Annotated in this window: 15 protein-coding genes; all 15 read left to right on the top strand. The window is 63.5% G+C overall.

The genetic code is table 11. The features are described 5' to 3' along the window. The first annotated feature begins 10 nt into the window (after positions 1 to 10). The gene (locus QKE52_RS03065; protein ID WP_347948099.1) at positions 11 to 1,372 is read left to right on the top strand and encodes a dihydroorotase; all 1,362 of its coding nucleotides are present in this window, start codon (positions 11 to 13) and stop codon (positions 1,370 to 1,372) included. Positions 1,373 to 1,487: 115 nt separating this feature from the next. Next, positions 1,488 to 2,651 carry a glutamine-hydrolyzing carbamoyl-phosphate synthase small subunit gene (gene carA, locus QKE52_RS03060; protein ID WP_347948097.1) on the top strand — a complete coding sequence of 388 codons (1,164 nt, stop codon included), beginning with the start codon at positions 1,488 to 1,490 and terminating at the stop codon, positions 2,649 to 2,651. A gap of 30 nt (positions 2,652 to 2,681) precedes the next feature. Then, entirely contained in the window at positions 2,682 to 6,023 is a 3,342-nt protein-coding gene (gene carB / locus QKE52_RS03055) for a carbamoyl-phosphate synthase large subunit (RefSeq protein WP_158395429.1), read from the top strand. After that, a complete protein-coding gene (pyrF, locus tag QKE52_RS03050) occupies positions 6,007 to 6,855 on the top strand; it encodes an orotidine-5'-phosphate decarboxylase (protein WP_070547354.1) in 849 nt (282 codons plus the stop codon). The genes carB and pyrF overlap by 17 nt, the downstream gene beginning before the upstream one ends. A 270-nt stretch (positions 6,856 to 7,125) precedes the next feature. After that, positions 7,126 to 7,446, top strand: coding sequence for an integration host factor, actinobacterial type (gene mihF / locus QKE52_RS03045; protein ID WP_010186801.1), 321 nt, complete (start codon positions 7,126 to 7,128; stop codon positions 7,444 to 7,446). A gap of 8 nt (positions 7,447 to 7,454) precedes the next feature. Next, on the top strand, positions 7,455 to 8,024 hold the full coding sequence (gene gmk, locus QKE52_RS03040) for a guanylate kinase (RefSeq protein ID WP_046649089.1): 570 nt from the start codon (positions 7,455 to 7,457) through the stop codon (positions 8,022 to 8,024). Between the two features lie 38 nt (positions 8,025 to 8,062). Next, a complete protein-coding gene (rpoZ, locus tag QKE52_RS03035) occupies positions 8,063 to 8,365 on the top strand; it encodes a DNA-directed RNA polymerase subunit omega (RefSeq protein ID WP_046649090.1) in 303 nt (100 codons plus the stop codon). Positions 8,366 to 8,516: 151 nt separating this feature from the next. After that, positions 8,517 to 9,785, top strand: a complete 1,269-nt coding sequence (coaBC, locus tag QKE52_RS03030) for a bifunctional phosphopantothenoylcysteine decarboxylase/phosphopantothenate--cysteine ligase CoaBC (protein WP_070516583.1) — start codon at positions 8,517 to 8,519, stop codon at positions 9,783 to 9,785. A 115-nt stretch (positions 9,786 to 9,900) separates the two neighbouring features. Then, positions 9,901 to 11,124, top strand: a complete 1,224-nt coding sequence (gene metK, locus QKE52_RS03025; protein WP_347948095.1) for a methionine adenosyltransferase — start codon at positions 9,901 to 9,903, stop codon at positions 11,122 to 11,124. Positions 11,125 to 11,135: 11 nt separating this feature from the next. Further along, positions 11,136 to 13,178 carry a primosomal protein N' gene (locus QKE52_RS03020; protein WP_347948093.1) on the top strand — a complete coding sequence of 681 codons (2,043 nt, stop codon included), beginning with the start codon at positions 11,136 to 11,138 and terminating at the stop codon, positions 13,176 to 13,178. Between the two features lie 127 nt (positions 13,179 to 13,305). Further along, positions 13,306 to 13,815 carry a peptide deformylase gene (gene def, locus QKE52_RS03015; RefSeq protein WP_049157473.1) on the top strand — a complete coding sequence of 170 codons (510 nt, stop codon included), beginning with the start codon at positions 13,306 to 13,308 and terminating at the stop codon, positions 13,813 to 13,815. A 53-nt stretch (positions 13,816 to 13,868) separates the two neighbouring features. Next, positions 13,869 to 14,870: a methionyl-tRNA formyltransferase gene (gene fmt, locus QKE52_RS03010; protein WP_049157471.1), complete on the top strand. Its 1,002-nt coding sequence runs from the start codon at positions 13,869 to 13,871 to the stop codon at positions 14,868 to 14,870. Next, positions 14,867 to 16,501: a transcription antitermination factor NusB gene (locus QKE52_RS03005; RefSeq protein WP_347948092.1), complete on the top strand. Its 1,635-nt coding sequence runs from the start codon at positions 14,867 to 14,869 to the stop codon at positions 16,499 to 16,501. Before fmt ends, QKE52_RS03005 begins: the two co-directional genes overlap by 4 nt. Before the next feature lie 28 nt (positions 16,502 to 16,529). Next, positions 16,530 to 17,207: a ribulose-phosphate 3-epimerase gene (gene rpe / locus QKE52_RS03000; RefSeq protein WP_347948090.1), complete on the top strand. Its 678-nt coding sequence runs from the start codon at positions 16,530 to 16,532 to the stop codon at positions 17,205 to 17,207. Further along, positions 17,204 to 18,229: a bifunctional diaminohydroxyphosphoribosylaminopyrimidine deaminase/5-amino-6-(5-phosphoribosylamino)uracil reductase RibD gene (ribD, locus tag QKE52_RS02995; RefSeq protein WP_347948089.1), complete on the top strand. Its 1,026-nt coding sequence runs from the start codon at positions 17,204 to 17,206 to the stop codon at positions 18,227 to 18,229. Before rpe ends, ribD begins: the two co-directional genes overlap by 4 nt. Positions 18,230 to 18,235 lie beyond the last annotated feature (6 nt).

Here is an 18,235-nt window from a genome sequence, read left to right as displayed (position 1 = left end):
TGAAGAATCCATGACTACTTATCCAGACACCGGCGTGCTCTCTGCTCCCGCGGCCGGTACTCTGCTCATCACCAATGTTCGCCCCTATGGCGAGGGTGAGCCCACCAGCATCCTGATCAAGGATGGCGTCATCGAGGCCATCGGTGCTGCCGCCGATATAACCCCGGCGGCAGGCGTCGACCGCACTATCGACGGTGGCGGCAACGTGCTGCTGCCGGGGCTGGTGGACATGCACGTTCACCTGCGTGAGCCCGGCCGCGAGGACACCGAGACCATCGAAACCGGTTCGCGGGCTGCCGCCAAGGGTGGCTTTACCGCCGTGTTCACCATGGCCAACACCTCACCGGTGACGGACCAGCCGATCATCGCCGAGTCCGTCTGGGCCAAGGGCCAGGCACGCGGCCTGTGCGATGTTCACCCGGTCGGCTCCATCACGAAGGGCCTCGAGGGCAAGACCCTGACCGAGTTTGGCATGATGGCCCGCTCGGATGCCAAGGTGCGCATGTTCTCTGATGACGGCAAGTGCGTCCAAGACCCGCAGCTCATGCGCCGTGCCTTGGAGTACGCCAAGGGCCTTGACGTCCTGCTGGCCCAGCACGCAGAGGACCACCGCATGACTGACGGCGCTAGCGCCCACGAGGGCGAGGTTGCGGCCCGCCTGGGCCTGCGCGGCTGGCCCCGCGTGGCCGAGGAGTCCATCGTCGCCCGTGACGCACTACTCGCGCGTGACTATGGCAACCGCATGCACATCTGCCACGCTTCGACGAAAGGCACCGTGGAGCTGCTCAAGTGGGCCAAGGAACAGGGCATTCCGCTGACCGCCGAGGTGACCCCGCACCACCTGCTGCTGACCGATGACAAGCTGGTGACCTACGACGGCGTCTACCGCGTCAACCCACCGTTGCGCGAGGAATCCGATACCCTGGCCCTGCGCCAGGCCTTGCTCGACGGGCTTATCGACGTCGTGGCGACCGACCACGCCCCGCACGGCAGCGAAGACAAGTGCGTCGAGTTCGAACACGCCAAGCCGGGCATGCTGGGTTTGGAGTCCTCCCTGGCGGTTATCGCCAAGCTTTTCGTCGCCACCGGTCTGGCCGACTGGCGCTTCGTTGCCCGCGTCATGTCGGAACGCCCGGCCGAGATCACCCGTCTGCCCGGCCATGGCCGCCCGATTGCGGTGGGAGAGCCCGCAAACCTTACCATCGTTGATCCGGAACACCAGTGGGTATCCGATTCCACGCGCCTGGCCTCGAAGTCGGAGAACAACCCGTACGAGGGGGAGGAATTCGGCGCACGCGTGGCCTACACCATCCTGCGCGGTGCGGTGACCTACGACCTAGCGGCTGAAAGCGCCAGCGAGGCGGCCGAGTAATCGGGATAATCGACAATCAGAGTTGCTCAACACTTAAGTAGCCAACGCACACCAACGCACGTCCCCAACACAATCACCCTTCACCGAGAAAATTCACTGAAAGGTTCAACACACAGTGACTTCCACTACCACCACCCCCGCCATCCTGGTCCTCGCTGATGGCCGCACCTTCCGTGGCTTTGGCTTTGGCGCCACGGGTACGACCCTGGGCGAGGCTGTCTTCACCACCGCCATGACGGGCTACCAGGAGACCATGACGGATCCGTCGTACCACCGCCAGATCGTCGTAGCCTCCGCGCCGCAGATTGGTAATACAGGTTGGAATGATGAGGACAACGAGTCCCACGGCGACAAGATCTGGGTCGCCGGTCTGGTCATCCGCGACCTTGCTCGCCGCGTCTCCAACTGGCGCGCCGAGCGCTCACTGCCGGAGGAGATGGAAAAGCAGGGCATCATTGGTATCAGCGGCATCGATACCCGCACCCTGGTGCGCCACCTGCGCAACCATGGCTCCATCAAGGCCGGTATCTTCTCCGGTGCCGATGCTGAGCGGGACGTCGAGGAGCTCATCGCTGAGGTGAAGAACCAGCCCTCCATGGCCGGACTCGACCTGTCGGCAGAGGTCTCGACTGATGAGGTTTATTCCTTCCCGGCCGTAGGGGAGAAGCTCTTCACCGTCGTGGCCTACGACATGGGAGTCAAGACCGCCACACCGAAGAACTTTGCCGAGCGCGGCATCGAAACCATCGTGGTTCCCGCCAACACCCCGTTCGAGGAGATCAAGCAGTACAAGCCGGACGGTGTGTTTGTCTCCAACGGTCCGGGCGACCCGGCTACTGCGGACACCATGGTTGGCATCGTCCGCGACATCCTCGCCGCCAAGTACCCGTTCTTCGGCATCTGCTTCGGCAACCAGATCCTCGGCCGTGCGCTGGGCATGGATACCTACAAGCTGAAGTTCGGCCACCGCGGCATCAACGTGCCGGTGCGCAACCAGCTCACCGGAAAGATCGACATCACCTCTCAGAACCACGGCTTCGCCCTGGCCAGCCCGTCAGGCAAGCAAGATCCGGCCGGTGAGGAATTCGATACCGACTTCGGCCCGGCAGTGGTGTCTCATACCTGCCTCAATGACAACACCATCGAAGGTGTTGCGCTCAAGGATGGCATGGCTTACTCGGTGCAGTACCACCCAGAGTCCGCGGCTGGCCCGCACGATGCTAACCCGCTCTTTGACCAGTTCATTGAGCTCATGACTGAAAAGTCCCCGAACAAGTAGAACGCAACCAGGAAAAGGAAGAAGAAACACATGCCAAAGCGCAACGACATCAATCACGTCCTGGTTATCGGCTCCGGTCCGATTGTTATTGGCCAGGCCTGCGAGTTCGACTACTCCGGTACCCAGGCCTGCCGCGTGCTCAAGGAGGAAGGCCTGCGCGTTACGCTGGTCAACTCCAACCCGGCAACGATCATGACGGACCCGGAGTTCGCCGACCACACCTATGTGGAGCCCATCGAGCCCGAGTTCATTGAGAAGATCTTCCAGAAGGAAAAGGAAGAGGGCAACCCCATCGACGCCGTGCTGGCAACCCTGGGCGGCCAGACCGCTCTGAACGCCGCGGTGCAGCTGGACCGCCTGGGTATCCTGAAGAAGTACGATATCGAGCTCATCGGTGCCGATATCGATGCGATTGAGCGCGGCGAGGACCGCCAGAAGTTCAAGGATATTGTCGCCTCCATCGGCGGCGAATCCGCGCGCTCCCGCGTCTGCCACACGATGGAGGAGGTCCACGAGACTGTCGCCGAGCTCGGCCTGCCGGTTGTCGTTCGCCCGTCGTTTACCATGGGCGGCCTCGGTTCGGGCCTGGCCTTCAACGAGGAGGACCTTGAGCGCATTGCCGGCGGCGGCTTGGCTGCATCCCCAGAGGCGAACGTCCTCATCGAGGAGTCCATCCTGGGCTGGAAGGAGTTCGAGCTCGAGCTCATGCGTGACGGCGACGATAACGTGGTGGTCATCGCGTCCATCGAGAACGTCGATGCCCTCGGCGTCCACACCGGTGACTCCGTCACCGTGGCGCCGGCCCTGACTCTGACGGATCGCGAGTACCAGAAGATGCGCGACCAGGGTATCGCCATCATTCGCGAGGTGGGCGTCGACACCGGCGGGTGCAACATCCAGTTCGCAGTGAACCCGGATGATGGCCGCATCATCACCATTGAGATGAACCCGCGCGTATCCCGCTCCTCGGCGCTGGCCTCCAAGGCCACCGGTTTCCCGATTGCCAAGCTGGCCGCCAAGCTGGCCATTGGCTACACCCTCGATGAGGTGCGCAATGACATCACCGGTGTTACCCCGGCTGCTTTCGAGCCGACTCTGGACTATGTCATCGTCAAGGCTCCACGCTTTGCTTTTGAGAAGTTCCCGGGCGCCGATGACACCCTGACCACCACCATGAAGTCTGTGGGCGAGGCCATGGGTATCGGCCGCAACTACATTTCCGGCCTGAATAAGGTCATGCGTTCCCTGGAATCCAAGCCCGCAGGTTTCTGGACCCAGCCAGATGAGTACTTTGCCGGGGAGCGCGCTACGGATCTCGAGGCCGTTCTCAAGGACCTGGAGCGCCCGACAGAGGGCCGCATGTACGACGTCGAGCTGGCCCTGCGCCTCGGTGCGACCATCGAGCAGCTGCACGAGCACTCCCACTTGGACCCGTGGTTCCTCGCTGAGTTGGAGGCGCTGGTCCAGTTCCGCGAGGAGCTCGTGAGTGCGCCGGTTCTGGACGCTGATTTGCTGCGCCGCGCCAAGGTCTTCGGCCTGTCCGATGCCCAGATCGCGGCTCTTCGCCCAGAGTTCGCTGGCGAGGATGGCGTGCGCTCCCTGCGCTGGTCCTTGGGTATTCGCCCGGTGTACAAGACCGTCGATACTTGCGCTGGTGAGTTCGAGGCGCAGACCCCGTACCACTACAGCACTTATGAGCTGGATCCGAACGCTGAGTCCGAGGTCCGCGCAAGCGACGAGAAGACGAAGGGCAAGGTCATCATCCTGGGCTCTGGCCCGAACCGCATCGGTCAGGGTATCGAGTTTGATTACTCCTGCGTGCATGCCGCCCTGGAGCTTTCCCGTGAGGGCTACGAGACGGTCATGGTCAACTGCAACCCGGAGACGGTGTCGACTGACTATGACACGGCAGACCGCCTCTACTTCGAGCCGCTGACTTTCGAGGACGTCATGGAGGTCTACCACGCGGAGGCCGCGTGCGGTGAGGTTGCCGGCGTCATCGTCCAGCTGGGTGGACAGACCCCGCTGGGCCTGGCTGAGCGCCTGACCGCTGCCGGCGTTCCGGTCGTGGGTACGTCTGCCGCTGCCATCGACTTGGCGGAGGACCGCGGTGAGTTCGGCAAGGTGCTTGCTGAAGCCGAGCTTCCCGCACCGGCCTTCGGCACCGCGACCTCCTTCGAGGAGGCCCGCCAGGTCGCCTCGAATATCGGCTACCCGGTATTGGTCCGCCCGTCCTACGTGCTGGGTGGCCGCGGCATGGAGATCGTCTACGACGAGGATTCGCTGCGCAACTACATCGAGCGCGCTACCGAGATCACCTCGGACCACCCGGTCCTCGTCGACCGCTTCCTGGATAACGCCATCGAGATTGACGTCGACGCGCTGTGCGACGGCGAGGAGGTCTACCTCGGCGGCGTGATGGAGCACATCGAGGAGGCCGGTATTCACTCCGGTGACTCCTCCTGCGCTCTGCCGCCGATGACGCTGGGACCTGAGGATATTGAGAAGGTGCGGGAGTCGACGCGTCGCCTAGCGCATGGCATCGGCGTCAAGGGCTTGATGAACGTTCAGTACGCCTTGAAGGATGACACCCTCTACGTCATCGAAGCCAACCCGCGTGCCTCCCGCACCGTGCCTTTCGTCTCCAAGGCCACCGGCGTCCCGCTGGCCAAGGCCGCCGCGCGTGTCATGCTGGGGGCATCCATCGCCGAGCTGCGCGAGGAGGGCATCATCCCGTCTACCTACGACGGTGGTTCCCTGCCGCTGGAGCACCCGATTGCGGTCAAAGAAGCCGTGCTGCCGTTTAACCGCTTCCGTCGCCCCGATGGCCAGCTGCTGGATACTTTGCTGTCCCCGGAGATGAAGTCCACCGGTGAGGTGATGGGCTTGGCCGATAACTTCGGCGCCGCCTACGCCAAGGGTGAGATGGCCGCCTTCGGCGAGCTGCCCACTGAGGGAACCGTGTTTGTCTCCGTAGCCAACCGCGATAAGCGCACGCTCATCTTCCCGATTCAGCGCCTGGCCTACATGGGTTACACCATCGTGGCTACCGCTGGGACCGCGCAAATGCTGCGCCGCAACGGTGTCGAGTGCGAGGTCGCCCGGAAGGTATCGGAGGCCACGGAGGGCGAGGAGTCCATCGTGGACCAGATTCTTGCTGGAAAGGTTGATCTCATCCTTAACACCCCGGCAGGCTCCGCCGGTGCCCGCCACGACGGCTATGACATCCGCGCTGCTGCGGTATCCGTGGGCATTCCGTTGGTGACGACCGTCCAGGGCGTGACCGCCGCCGTGCAGGGTATTGAGGCTCTGCGTCGCGGGGATCTCAAGGTGCGCGCGCTGCAGGAGCTTGAGCATGACCCAGCCAACTAGGAAGTTGCCGTCTTTTGGTGAGCGCCTCGTAGCAGCTGGTGCGGAGCGCGGGCGCCTGTGCGTAGGCATCGACCCGCACCCGCATCTGCTCGAGGCCTGGGGCCTGTCGGTTGATGTGGATGGTCTGCGCACGTTTACGCTGCGCTGTGTAGAGGCCTTCGGCGAGACCGCCGCGGTGGTGAAGCCACAGGTGGCTTTCTTTGAGCGTTTCGGTTCGCGCGGCTTCGCAGTTCTTGAGGAGGCCCTCGCGGGGCTCCGCGAGCAGGGCTGTCTGAGCCTAGCGGACGCGAAGCGCGGAGACATCGGTTCCACCATGGCGGGCTACGCACAAGCCTGGTTGGGGGAGGACTCGCCGCTGCGTTCCGATGCTGTGACGGTCTCGCCCTACCTCGGTGTGGGTGCTTTGAGTCCAGTCTTCGACCTAGCGGAGGAAACTGGACGAGGTGTCTTTGTTCTTGCGGCGACCTCCAATCCGGAGGCCGTGGCGTTGCAGTCGTTGGGCGTGGACGGCCGCAGCGTGGCGCAGCGCGTCGTCGATGAGCTTGCACAGCGCAACGCGTCTGCGGCTGGGCCAGACACCACCGTGGGTGCCCTTGGTGTTGTCGTGGGCGCGACGTTGGAGGCTCCGCCTGCACTAGACCAATTAAACGGTCCGGTGCTGCTGCCGGGTGTGGGCGCCCAGGGCGCTACGCCCGCCGATGTAAGGGAACTCACCGCAGCGGCGCCCGAGCTCGGCTTTGCCAACGTTTCCCGAGCCATTCTTTCGCAGGGGCCGAGTGTCTCTGACCTGCGGAAAGCCGTAGTGGATACCGCGGCGGAGTTCCGGGATTAATACTCAGACCAGGTGGCGGCGTGCTGGATTAACGGGCGCGTCGTTTACCTGGTATTTTGTTTAAGGCATGTGCGTTGACGTGCGGGAACCTTTAAAAGAAGGGGGCCGCGTTGCGTCATCGCGTACAGACCAGTGCTAGGATTGCCAGAAGTCGGTTCGTGGAGGTAGCAAAAGCTATCCCGCGCTGGGGAAACCTTCCCACCGTGAGCCGAGATTCTGGTGCTAGCCATCAGAAGACAATGTTCGAACTAATGAAATCGGAGGAAACCCGTGGCCCTTCCCAAGTTGACAGATGAGCAGCGCAAAGAAGCTCTCGCAAAGGCCGCCGAGGCCCGCAAGGCTCGCGCTGAGCTCAAGGCTGCGCTGAAGCGTGGCGAGACCAACCTGCAGGAAGTTCTGGAGAAGGCCGAGACCGATGAGATCATCGGCAAGACCAAGGTCTCCGCTCTCCTCGAGGCCCTGCCGAAGGTTGGCAAGGTCAAGGCTAAGGAAATCATGGAGGACCTGGAGATTGCTCAGACCCGCCGTCTGCGTGGCCTGGGTGACCGTCAGCGCCGCGCCCTGCTCGAGCGTTTCGGCTACGGCGAGTAATTAGCGCAATGGCTGACGAAACTGCACGCGGGCGCCTGGTCGTTCTGGCCGGGCCGTCCGCTGTGGGCAAATCCACGGTGGTTTCGCGCCTGCGCGACGATGTCGACAACCTCTACTTCAGCGTCTCCATGACGACGCGCCAGCCCCGTCCCGGAGAGACTGATGGGGTGGACTACTTCTTCGTCTCACCAGAGACCTTTCAAGAGCATATCGACGCCGGTGACATGCTCGAATGGGCAGAGATCCACGGCGGTTTGCAGCGTTCCGGGACGCCCGCTCAGCCGGTCCAAGAAGCGATGACGGCTGGACGCCCGGTGTTGGTAGAGGTTGATCTTGCAGGCGCCCGCAACGTGAAGGCGGCGATGCCGGAGGCGGAAACCGTGTTTCTCGCCCCACCCTCCTGGGAAGTTTTGGTCGAGCGCCTGACAGGGCGTGGGACCGAGCCGCAGGATGTCATTGACCGCCGGTTGCAGACCGCTGAGTCGGAGCTTGCCGCGCAAAAGGAGTTCGACCACATCGTTGTCAATGAAGATCTCGATGAGGCCGTTGCCGCTATTAGTGCTATCCTGCGTGGATAGACCACGATTTTGACCATCTACCAACAGTAAAGGTGCATGTGACCAACGTGACCACACCTGCTAATTCTGAGGCCGTTAAGCCGGAACCAGTATTCGATCCGCCGACGGGCATTACCGATCCGCCGATCGATGAGCTGCTGGGCAAGGTCTCGTCCAAGTACGCTCTGGTGATCTTTGCCGCTAAGCGCGCACGCCAGATCAACAGCTACTACCAAGAACAGGATGAAGGCGTCTTCGAGTTTGTCGGACCGCTGGTGACCCCGGAACCGGGGGAGAAGCCGCTGTCCATCGCTTTGCGCGAAATCGAAGCCGGCCTGCTGGACCACGAGGAAGGCAACTAAGCTTTTCCGTGCCGGTAGCTGCCTACAGCACATTCTGAACTGAACCCACCCACGTGTCTGCCAAGATACTGGGTGGGTTCAGTGCGTCTTGGGTAACATCGTCCGAGTGAAGGACGTACAGCATTTCCAAGAAGCTCAAGAAAGTAGCGCCGTGAATCATCCAGAGTCCGCAGGGGCGGGGTCGGCTCAACGGCGGCGCATCCTCATCGGAGTGGCGGGAGGAATTGCCGCCTACAAGGCGTGCCATCTTATCCGCGATTTCACTGAGCATGGCGATGATGTTCGCGTGATTCCTACCGAGGCTGCGCTGAACTTCGTTGGGGCAGCGACCTTTGAGGCCTTGTCGGGGCATCCGGTGTCGACCACGGTCTTTGATGCGGTGGATGAAGTCCAGCACGTCTCCCTAGGCCAGCAAGCGGATGCCATCGTTATTGCCCCGGCAACCGCGGACCTGATCGCGCGTTTGGCTGGTGGTCGCGCCGACGATCTTCTCAGCGCATCCGTCCTTGTTGCGACGTGTCCGGTGATTATCGCCCCAGCGATGCACACGGAGATGTGGCTTAACCCGGCAACCCAAGACAACGTGGCTACGCTGCGCCGTCGCGGAGTTACTGTCATGGAGCCCGCCCACGGCCGCTTGACCGGTACCGATACGGGCGCAGGCCGGTTGCCGGATCCGGAGCAGATTGCGGAATTTGCTCGCACCATCATTGCCGGCCACCGCGTGGACCATGATTGGCAGGGCCGGAAGGTCGTGATCTCCGCTGGCGGCACGCAAGAGAACCTTGACCCAGTGCGCTACCTTGGCAACCGCTCGTCCGGACGACAAGGCTTTGCGTTGGCTGAGATTGCCGCACAGCGGGGTGCCGATGTCACCATCGTTGCCGGTAATACGGAGGCGCTTCCGGTTCCCTCCGGTGCCACGGTCGTGCGGGTGACCTCAACCCGCGATATGCAGGAGGCAATGAATACAGAGTCCGCCGACGCGGACATCGTCATCATGGCCGCGGCCGTTGCGGACTATCGCCCAGCCTCCGTGGCTGATTCAAAGATGAAGAAGGGTACCGCGGACGCTGATTTGGCGCATCTGGAACTGGTGGAAAATCCGGATATCCTCAAGGGCCTCGTCGAGCGTCGCGACAGTGGCTCCCTCAACCCCGATGCCATCATCGTCGGCTTCGCCGCAGAAACCGGTGATGAGACGACGACTGTCCTGGAGTACGCCCAGCGGAAGTTCGCAAAGAAGGGCTGCGATGTACTCATGGCCAATGAGGTCGGGGAGGGAAAGGTCTTTGGCCAGCCCACGAGCGCTGGGTGGATCCTGCGGCGTGATGCCGAGCCAGTGGTGGTTGAGCCTGGCTCGAAACAGGTCGTGGCCGCGCAGATACTTGAAGCTGTGAATGAAATCCTGAAAAAGTAGTGGTCGTTCTTGCAGCTGTAGACCGCTTGGTCTACGATGGGGCGGTGTTATCAGCCGAGGCGTGGGCAAGGCGCTGTCCCACCCACGACGCGCAGAACTAGCTTAAGGAAAACTTGTGACTGACAAAGCTGCACAGGCGGTACGCCTCTTTACCAGCGAATCCGTAACTGAAGGCCACCCGGATAAAATTTGTGACGCGATCTCGGACGCCATTCTTGACGCCCTCCTCGAAGAAGACCCCAACGCCCACGTCGCCGTAGAAACCCTCGTGACGACGGGGCAGGTGCACGTCGTCGGCGAGGTGCGCACCACTGGTTATGTAGAGATCCCCCAGATCGTTCGCAAGACCCTCGTGGAGATTGGCTTTACCTCCTCCGATGTTGGTTTCGACGGCCATACCTGTGGCGTCAACGTCGCCATCGGTGAGCAGTCCCAGGAGATCGGGGCTGGCGTGGATGCCTCCACCGAGGTTCGTTCCGGCACCTTCGAAGACGATGACCAGTACGGTGCGGGTGACCAGGGCCTCATGTTTGGCTATGCCACCAATGAGACCCCGGAGTTTATGCCTTTGCCGATTTCCACGGCGCACCATCTATCGCGCCGTCTCACCCAGGTGCGCAAGGAGGGCATCGTGCCTTCCCTACGCCCCGATGGCAAGACCCAGGTCACCTACGCCTACGACGAGAATGATGTACCCACGCGGCTGGAGACGATCGTCATCTCTACCCAGCACGATCCGGACGTCACCCAGGAGTGGTTGGCCGAGCAGCTGCGCACGCACGTCGTCGAATGGGTCGTCAACGACGCCGACTTGGGCAAGTACTACACCGAGGACACCGAGCTGCTCATCAATCCTTCTGGCTCCTTCATCCTCGGCGGACCCATGGGTGATGCCGGGTTGACCGGCCGCAAGATCATCGTGGATACCTATGGTGGCATGGCCCGCCACGGCGGCGGTGCCTTCTCCGGTAAGGATCCGAGCAAGGTGGACCGCTCCGCTGCCTACGCCATGCGCTGGGTGGCCAAGAACATTGTGGCCGCCGAGCTTGCCGACCGCGCCGAGGTACAGGTGGCGTATGCCATCGGCCGCGCCAAGCCAGTTGGCCTCTACGTCGAGACCTTCGGTACTGCGCACGGCGGGCTGAGCGACGCCGACATCCAGGCCGCAGTGGACAAGGTCTTCGATCTGCGCCCGGCCGCCATCATTCGCGAGTTCGACCTCCAGCGCCCGATCTATCGCCAAACCGCGGCCTACGGTCACTTCGGTCGCACCGATGTTGACCTTCCGTGGGAGGACACCTCGCGGGCCGTCGACCTGCGCCGTGCCGCCGGCCTGTAGAATCGGGCGCTATGCCCAAGAAGACACCCGCCGCCCAGCAACCGGTCGCGCGGGTGTTGCCCTTGCTAGGGGTAGCGCACCTCGACCGCGGCTTCGATTACCTCATTGAGGAGGCGGATTCCGACGCCGCGCAACCGGGCGTCCGGGTGCGTATTCGCTTCAACGGCAGGTTGGTTGACGCCATCTTGCTCTCGCGCAGCAGCGACTCTGATTTTTCCGGTTCGCTCCGCTATATCGAACGCGTCATTTCCCCCTATGCGGTGTACACACCGACCATGGCGGCGCTCATCGAATCCCTTGCAGCCCGCTACGGCGGCGTGCGCTCCGATATCATCCGCACCGCCATCCCGGCGCGCCATGCCAAGGCCGAAGAAGCGGATATCACCACTCCCTGGGAAGAGCTCGGCACGGCAGAGCACCCGGATCTCTCTGCGTGGTCGAGCTACCAGCATGGCGAGTCTTTCGTGGATTCGGTGCTGACGGGGAACATTGCGCGGGCAGCGTGGCAGATCGCACCGGGGTCAGATTGGGCTGGCGCGCTTGCGGCCTTGGGCGCTAGCGTGGCGCTGCAAGGCGGCGGGGTGCTCATGGTTGTGCCGGATCAGCGTGACCTTGACCTGTTGGAAGCGGCGTTTCGTCGCCACCTCTCCGCCAAGCAGATCACGGTGCTCGCGCACAGTACTGGCCCGCAGGCTCGCTACCGCCGCTATCTGTCCGCACTGACGGGGCAGGCACGCATCGTTATCGGCACGCGCTCCGCGGCCTTCGCCCCAGTAAAGAACCTGAAGCTGGCCGTTGTCCTCAATGACGGTGACGATAGCCTGGTGGATAACCTCAAGCCTTACGTCCACACGCGAGAGGTATTGAGCACGCGCTCCGCGCAGGAAGAATGCAGCCTTATCCTTGCTGGCCACGCGCGCACGGCCGAAGCGCAGCTGCTCGTTGAGTCGGGATGGGCACACGATCTTCTCCCAACTCCGGACGCCCTGGAAGCGGCGCGCCCCGATATTGTTGCGGTGGGTGCGTTCGGTATCAATCTGGCGCGGCACATGCAGGGCGGGACGACGTCGGTCAGCGGCCCAGCTTTTCAAGCCACTCGGGCGGCGCTCGACCGCGGTGAACCCGTCCTTGTCCAAGTCCCGCGCAAGGGCTACGCCCCAATTCTGGCTTGTGGGCAGTGTTCATCCCCGGCACGGTGTCGACACTGCAACGGGCCACTAGGTTTGCCCTCTGTCCGTGGCGCGGCGGATGGGGCGCAGGATTCCGCCGCGCTTCCCACGTGTCGCTGGTGCGGGCGTGTCGACGCCCATTACCGCTGTTCCGAGTGTGGTTCCCCACGGCTGCGGGCCATTGTGCTGGGCTCCGAGCGCACCGCCGAGGAGATGGGGCGCGCCTTTCCCAACACGCGCGTTATCCAATCAGGTGGCTCCACAGTCGTCGACGAGGTCCCTGCCGGCCCCGCGCTGGTGATTGCCACGCCTGGCGCGGAGCCACGCGTTGCCGAGGGAGGGCACTATGGTGCTGCGCTCCTGGTGGAAACCGGGGCGTTGCTGGGCCGTCAGGATCTCCGAGCTACGGAGGATACCTTGACCACATGGGCTGCCGCAGCCACCCTCGTGGCCCCGGCTGCGCAGGGCGGAGCGGTGATCGTGGCAGCAGATGAGCAGCTCCCGCTCGTGGGCTTCTTTAGCCGGTGGGACATGGTGGGAGCCGCGGCGGCCGAGTTGCAGGCACGCCGCGAGGTACGCTTCCCGCCCGCGGTGCACATGGCGGCCGTCGACGGTGCCGATGCCTCGCTCGACGCTTTCCTGGAGCTGGCAGAACTACCGGAGCACGCGGAGCTTCTTGGCCCGGTCCCGCTGCCGCCCGGGGTGAGCTTGCCGGGCGAGTATGACCACGAACGCGGCGGCGAGCCCCAGCGCCTGCTGATCCGCACGCCATTGGGGCCGCGCTCGGAGCTTGGGCAGGCGCTGCGAACGGCCAATTCGCTGCGCAGCGCGCGCAAGGACGTGTTGCCTCTGCGCATCGCCGTGGACCCGATCAACATCGGATAGACAGAGCAGCCGACCCCACCCCTGGAGGGCACGCACTGCTTACTGTGAACTATTCTCGGTGCAGGAGCACTACGGATGGCAATCCCTGCTTACCGTGAAAGACTGCAAACCACGAGGAGTTCATACTATGACCGTGCGCGAGGTTCGCCTCTATGGCGATCCCGTCCTGAGCACCCGGGCCGAGGAGATCACCGAATTCGGGCCATCGCTCGAGCGTCTAGCTCAGGACATGTTGGAGACCATGGAAGACGCCGGGGGAGTAGGCCTAGCGGCTAACCAGATCGGCGTGACCAAGCGCATCTTCGTTTTTGACTGCTCTCACTATCAGCACGGCCTGCGCGGTGCCATCATCAACCCCGAGTGGGAAGCAGTGGGAGAAGAGACTCAGCTGGGACCAGAGGGCTGCCTGTCCATCCCCGGTATTTCCCAGCCCACCGAAAGGTTCAATACCGTACGCCTTACAGGCTTCGATCCCCTAGGCCGCCCAGTGTCTATGCTCGCGTCCGGACTGATGGCACGCTGCATCCAACACGAAACGGATCACCTCGACGGAATTTTGTTCCTCAAGCGCCTGAGCGATGAGTTGCGAAAGGAATCCATGAAGATCATCCGCCAGTCGGAGTGGTTCAACGCATAGGCGTCAGACTTTAATCAACAATCAACCTCACGAGAGAAAGGCATGCACCCACTGTGCGCATCGTTTTCGCCGGAACCCCCGAGCCCGCCGTCGTGGCTTTGGAGAAACTCATTGCCTCACACCACGACATAGCCGCCGTCATCACCCGTCCTGATGCCCGCCGCGGCCGCGGGCGCACCCTGCACCCCAGTCCCGTGAAGGCGCTGGCCCAGGAACACGGAATCGAGGTTCTTACGCCAACCACACTCAAGCCAGGCACCGAGGACGGCGACGCCCTGCGCGCGCGGTTGGCGGAGATTGCTCCGGAGGCTATTCCGGTGGTGGCCTACGGAAACTTGATCACCGAGGATCTGCTGGGCCTTCCAACGCACGGCTGGGTCAACCTGCACTTCTCCCTGCTTCCAGCGTGGCGCGGCGCAGCACCGGTCCAGGCAGCCATTGCGGCCGGCGACGAGCGCACTGGCGCCACGACCTTCCGCATCGATCAGGGCCTGGATACCGGGGACATCCTGGCCACCATCGAGGAAGCAATCCTGCCCACCGATACCGCTGATGACCTGCTCACGCGACTGGCATACGCGGGTGGTGACCTCCTAGTCCAGACTATGAATGGCCTGGAGGACGGCAGCATTACGCCGCAGCCGCAGGAAGGTGAGGCCACCTATGCGCACAAGATTGCGACCGACGACGCCCGCATTGACTGGACCCGGCCTGCTGACGTCATTGATCGCCACATCCGCGCCCATACCCCGGGGCCGGGAGCCTGGACCTTAATGGGGGAATCCCGCCTGAAGGTAGGGCCTGTAAGCAGCGTGGTACCCGCCGAACTCGAGGCGCTGCCAGAGCCTGCCGCAGTGCGCGCACTCCAGCCAGGAGAAGTGCACGTGGCCAAGAATGCCGTCATGGTCGGCACCGGTAGCTCCCCAGTACGTTTGGGCAAGATTCAACCGCCCGGCAAGAAGATGATGAACGCCGCCGATTGGGGCCGAGGTCTTGCTAGCCAAGGCTCTTGCGGCACGGATTCCACAGACACAGACGAGGTGAAGTTCTCATGACCGGAGGGTTTAGGTCCCGCAGCAAGTCTGGTGACCCGGCGCAGCGCGCGGGGGCAGGCGCAGAGAAGGGAAAGCAGCAACGGGGCAGCCAACAGCGTGGAAGCTCCCGCGGTGGAAACGACCACAAGGGACGCGGAGGTTATAAGAACACCGGTGCGCAGCGTGACCGCCGAGGCGGACAGCGCCAGACTGCTCACCACGATCGCCAGAACCCGTCGCTGATTTCCGCGGCACGGCGCAGCGGGGTCGACGTGCCGCGCGCGGTCGCCTTCGAGGTACTACAGCGGGTAGCGGCGGATGACGCTTTTGCCAACCTCACGCTGCCGAAGGCCGTGAGCTCGAACAAGCTCAGCGGCCGCGACGCCGCCTTTGCCACGGAACTGACCTATGGCACGCTGCGCACCGAGGGCGTTCTCGATGCGGTCATCGCTGAATGCTCGTCGCGCGGGCTCGACGCCATTGCGCCCGAGGTGCTCATGGCCCTGCGACTGGGAACCTACCAGGTGCTCTACACCCGGGTGGAGGCGCACGCGGCGGTCGATACCACCGTTCGCCTCGTGGAGGCGGCCGGCCACGAGAAAGCCAAGGGCTTTGCCAACGGCATCATGCGGACTATCACCCGCACACCGGCGCAAGAGTGGCTGGACAAGCTAGCTCCGAGCGGAGAGGTCGCGGCGTTGGCTTTCCGCCACGCTCATCCCGAGTGGATCGCCTGCTCCTTCGGCCGCGCGTTGGGGCTCCTCGACACCGCTGACGATAACGCGCTCAGCGCCGAGCAGACAGCGGAGCTGGAGCGCGCACTCGAGGCGGACTCTGAGCGTCCCCTCGTGCACCTGGTAGCGCGACCGGGCGAGATATCCGCCGAAGAACTCGCGCTTATTACCGGCTGCGAGGAAGGACGCTATTCCCCTTATGCGGTTTACCTTGAGCAGGGAGACCCGGGCTCCCTCGAGCCTGTCCGCCAGAAACTCGCGGCGGTGCAAGACGAAGGCTCCCAGCTCATCGCACGCGCGGTGACGGAAGCTGAACTTATTGGCGAGGACAGCGGACGCTGGTTGGACCTGTGCGCCGGCCCCGGTGGCAAGGCCGCCCTGATGGGTGCCATCGCTCGCGTTGAGGGGGCGGAGGTCGATGCCGTAGAAGTCTCCCCGCACCGCGCTACCTTGGTGGAAAAGACGGTGGGTGACTTGCCTGTCCGCGTGCACCGTGCGGACGGTCGTGCGCCGGGTCTCGACGCAGGCTTCGACCGCGTGCTTGTCGACGCCCCCTGTTCCGGCCTCGGTGCACTCCGTCGCCGCCCCGAAGCCCGCTGGCGCAAAGCCGAGTCCGATATCGCGGAGCTCAACACACTGCAGACCGAGCTCCTCGAGTCCGCGTTGGCCCTCGTACGCCCGGGTGGTGTCGTGGTGTACTCCACCTGTTCGCCCGACCTGCGCGAGACCCGGGGCATCGTGGACGCTGCCGTGCAGCGCCATGGCGCTGGGGCAGAGATCCGCGTCGAGGAGCTGGATACGCGCGACGTGCTTCCGGACATGGGGGATCTCGGCAGCGAGCTCTCTGCCCAGATGTGGCCGCACCGTCATGGCACCGACGCGATGTTTTTCGCCGTCCTCCGCCGAGTGGCGGACTAGCGGCGCGTGAGGGACTAGGCTGAGTGTCATGTCTGCACACTCGTCTGGTCCCATTATCTCCCCATCCATTCTGGCCGCCGATTTCACCCGCTTGGGCGAAGAGGTCAAAGCAGTGGCCAACGCGGATTGGATCCACGTTGACATCATGGACGGTCACTTCGTGCCGAACCTGTCCTTCGGCCCGGATATTACCGCGACGGTGGACGGGATTACTTCGCAGACCCTCGACGTTCACCTCATGATCGAGGAGCCGGAGAAATGGGTGGAAACCTACGCCAAGGCGGGCGCTGATTGCATCATCTTCCACGTCGAGGCCGTGGCCGACAAGGACGCGGCCATCGCCTTGGCCCGCAGGATTCGGGACCTAGGGGTGCGCGCGGGCTTCTCGATCAAGCCGGGCACCCCGATTGAGCCCTGGCTGGATGCCCTTGAGCACTTCGACGAGGTTCTCGTCATGTCTGTCGAACCCGGCTTTGGTGGTCAGAGCTTCATGCCGGATCAGCTGGATAAGGTACGCACCTTGCGCGCAGCCATCGATGAGCGTGGCCTCGATGTCCTCATTGAAATCGATGGCGGTATTTCTGCCGAGACGATCCGCTCCGCCGCCGAGGCGGGCTGTGATGCCTTTGTCGCGGGTTCGGCCATTTACAAGCAAGCAGATAAGGCGGCCGCCGTCGAGGAGCTACGCCGACTGGCCACGCTGTGATCCCACGCCACGATTCTGCTGTCCTATCGCAAGCATTGCGCGTCTCCATGGAGGCCGGCGAGCGGGTGCGCGGTACGACGAGTCCGAACCCGCCGGTCGGCGCGGTGATTCTCGATGCTGCCGGCCAGGTCGCCGGCGTCGGCGCCACCCAGCCCCCGGGCGGGCCGCATGCTGAAGTCATGGCGCTGCGCGATGCGGGGGACAAGGCCCGCGGTGGCATCGCGGTGGTGACCCTAGAGCCCTGCAATCACACGGGTCGTACGGGCCCGTGCGCGCAGGCGCTTATCGATGCTTCCGTGGCCGCCGTGTACTACCTCCACCCGGACCCCACCCCACAAGCCGGGGGCGGATCAGCAACACTGCGCCGCGCCGGAGTCACGGTGGGACAGCTCGCGCCGCCGGAGGGCGTGGACGATGCGCTCGAACCGTGGTTGAGCGCGGTGAGTCTCGGCCGCCCGCACGTCACACTCAAATTTGCACAAAGCCTGGATGGTTTCACCGCCGCGGCGGATGGCAGTAGCCAGTGGATTACCGGAGAGCGGGCCCGCGAGCACGTGCATCGTGATAGGGCGCAGCGCGATGCCATCCTTATTGGAACCGGCACGGCGTTAGCGGATAATCCCTCGTTGACGGCGCGCTACCCGGATGGTTCGCTGCGTGAGCGGCAGCCGCGGCGCGTTGTCATCGGTTCCCGCGATGTTAGCCGGGGCGGGGCTAGTAACCTGGTCGAGCTCGGCTTCGAGCACTATTCCACGCCGCAGGAGGCACTAGATCAGCTGTACGCCAGCGGCGCGCGAGACATCCTTGTCGAAGGCGGCGCAGGGCTAGCCACCAGCTTCATGGAGTTGGGCTACGTCGAGCGTATTCAGGCCTACCTGGGCAACGTCATTCTTGGCGAGGGCAGAGGAGTTCTCACTCGAGCTCTGTCCCAGAATCTGGCCCAGACTGAGAGGTGGCAGCGCGTGGCGGTTACTGAGCTAGGCGAGGACCTGCTCGTGGAATATAGAAAGCTCAAAGGTTAAAAGATA

The sequence above is a fragment of the Corynebacterium sp. c25Ua_47 genome (assembly GCF_039907205.1).
GTDB classification, from domain to species: Bacteria; Actinomycetota; Actinomycetes; order Mycobacteriales; family Mycobacteriaceae; genus Corynebacterium; species Corynebacterium hiratae.
This window is presented reverse-complemented; position numbering and strand designations above follow the sequence as displayed.

What these genes read in the sequence shown, in the direction of transcription:
- QKE52_RS03005 (WP_347948092.1), top strand. Translation starts at nt 14,867, where the DNA reads ATGACCGGAGGGTTTAGGTCCCGCAGCAAGTCTGGTGACCCGGCGCAG.
- carB (WP_158395429.1), top strand. Translation starts at nt 2,682, where the DNA reads ATGCCAAAGCGCAACGACATCAATCACGTCCTGGTTATCGGCTCCGGT.
- gmk (WP_046649089.1), top strand. Translation starts at nt 7,455, where the DNA reads ATGGCTGACGAAACTGCACGCGGGCGCCTGGTCGTTCTGGCCGGGCCG.
- QKE52_RS03020 (WP_347948093.1), top strand. Translation starts at nt 11,136, where the DNA reads ATGCCCAAGAAGACACCCGCCGCCCAGCAACCGGTCGCGCGGGTGTTG.
- def (WP_049157473.1), top strand. Translation starts at nt 13,306, where the DNA reads ATGACCGTGCGCGAGGTTCGCCTCTATGGCGATCCCGTCCTGAGCACC.
- QKE52_RS03065 (WP_347948099.1), top strand. Translation starts at nt 11, where the DNA reads ATGACTACTTATCCAGACACCGGCGTGCTCTCTGCTCCCGCGGCCGGT.
- pyrF (WP_070547354.1), top strand. Translation starts at nt 6,007, where the DNA reads ATGACCCAGCCAACTAGGAAGTTGCCGTCTTTTGGTGAGCGCCTCGTA.
- rpe (WP_347948090.1), top strand. Translation starts at nt 16,530, where the DNA reads ATGTCTGCACACTCGTCTGGTCCCATTATCTCCCCATCCATTCTGGCC.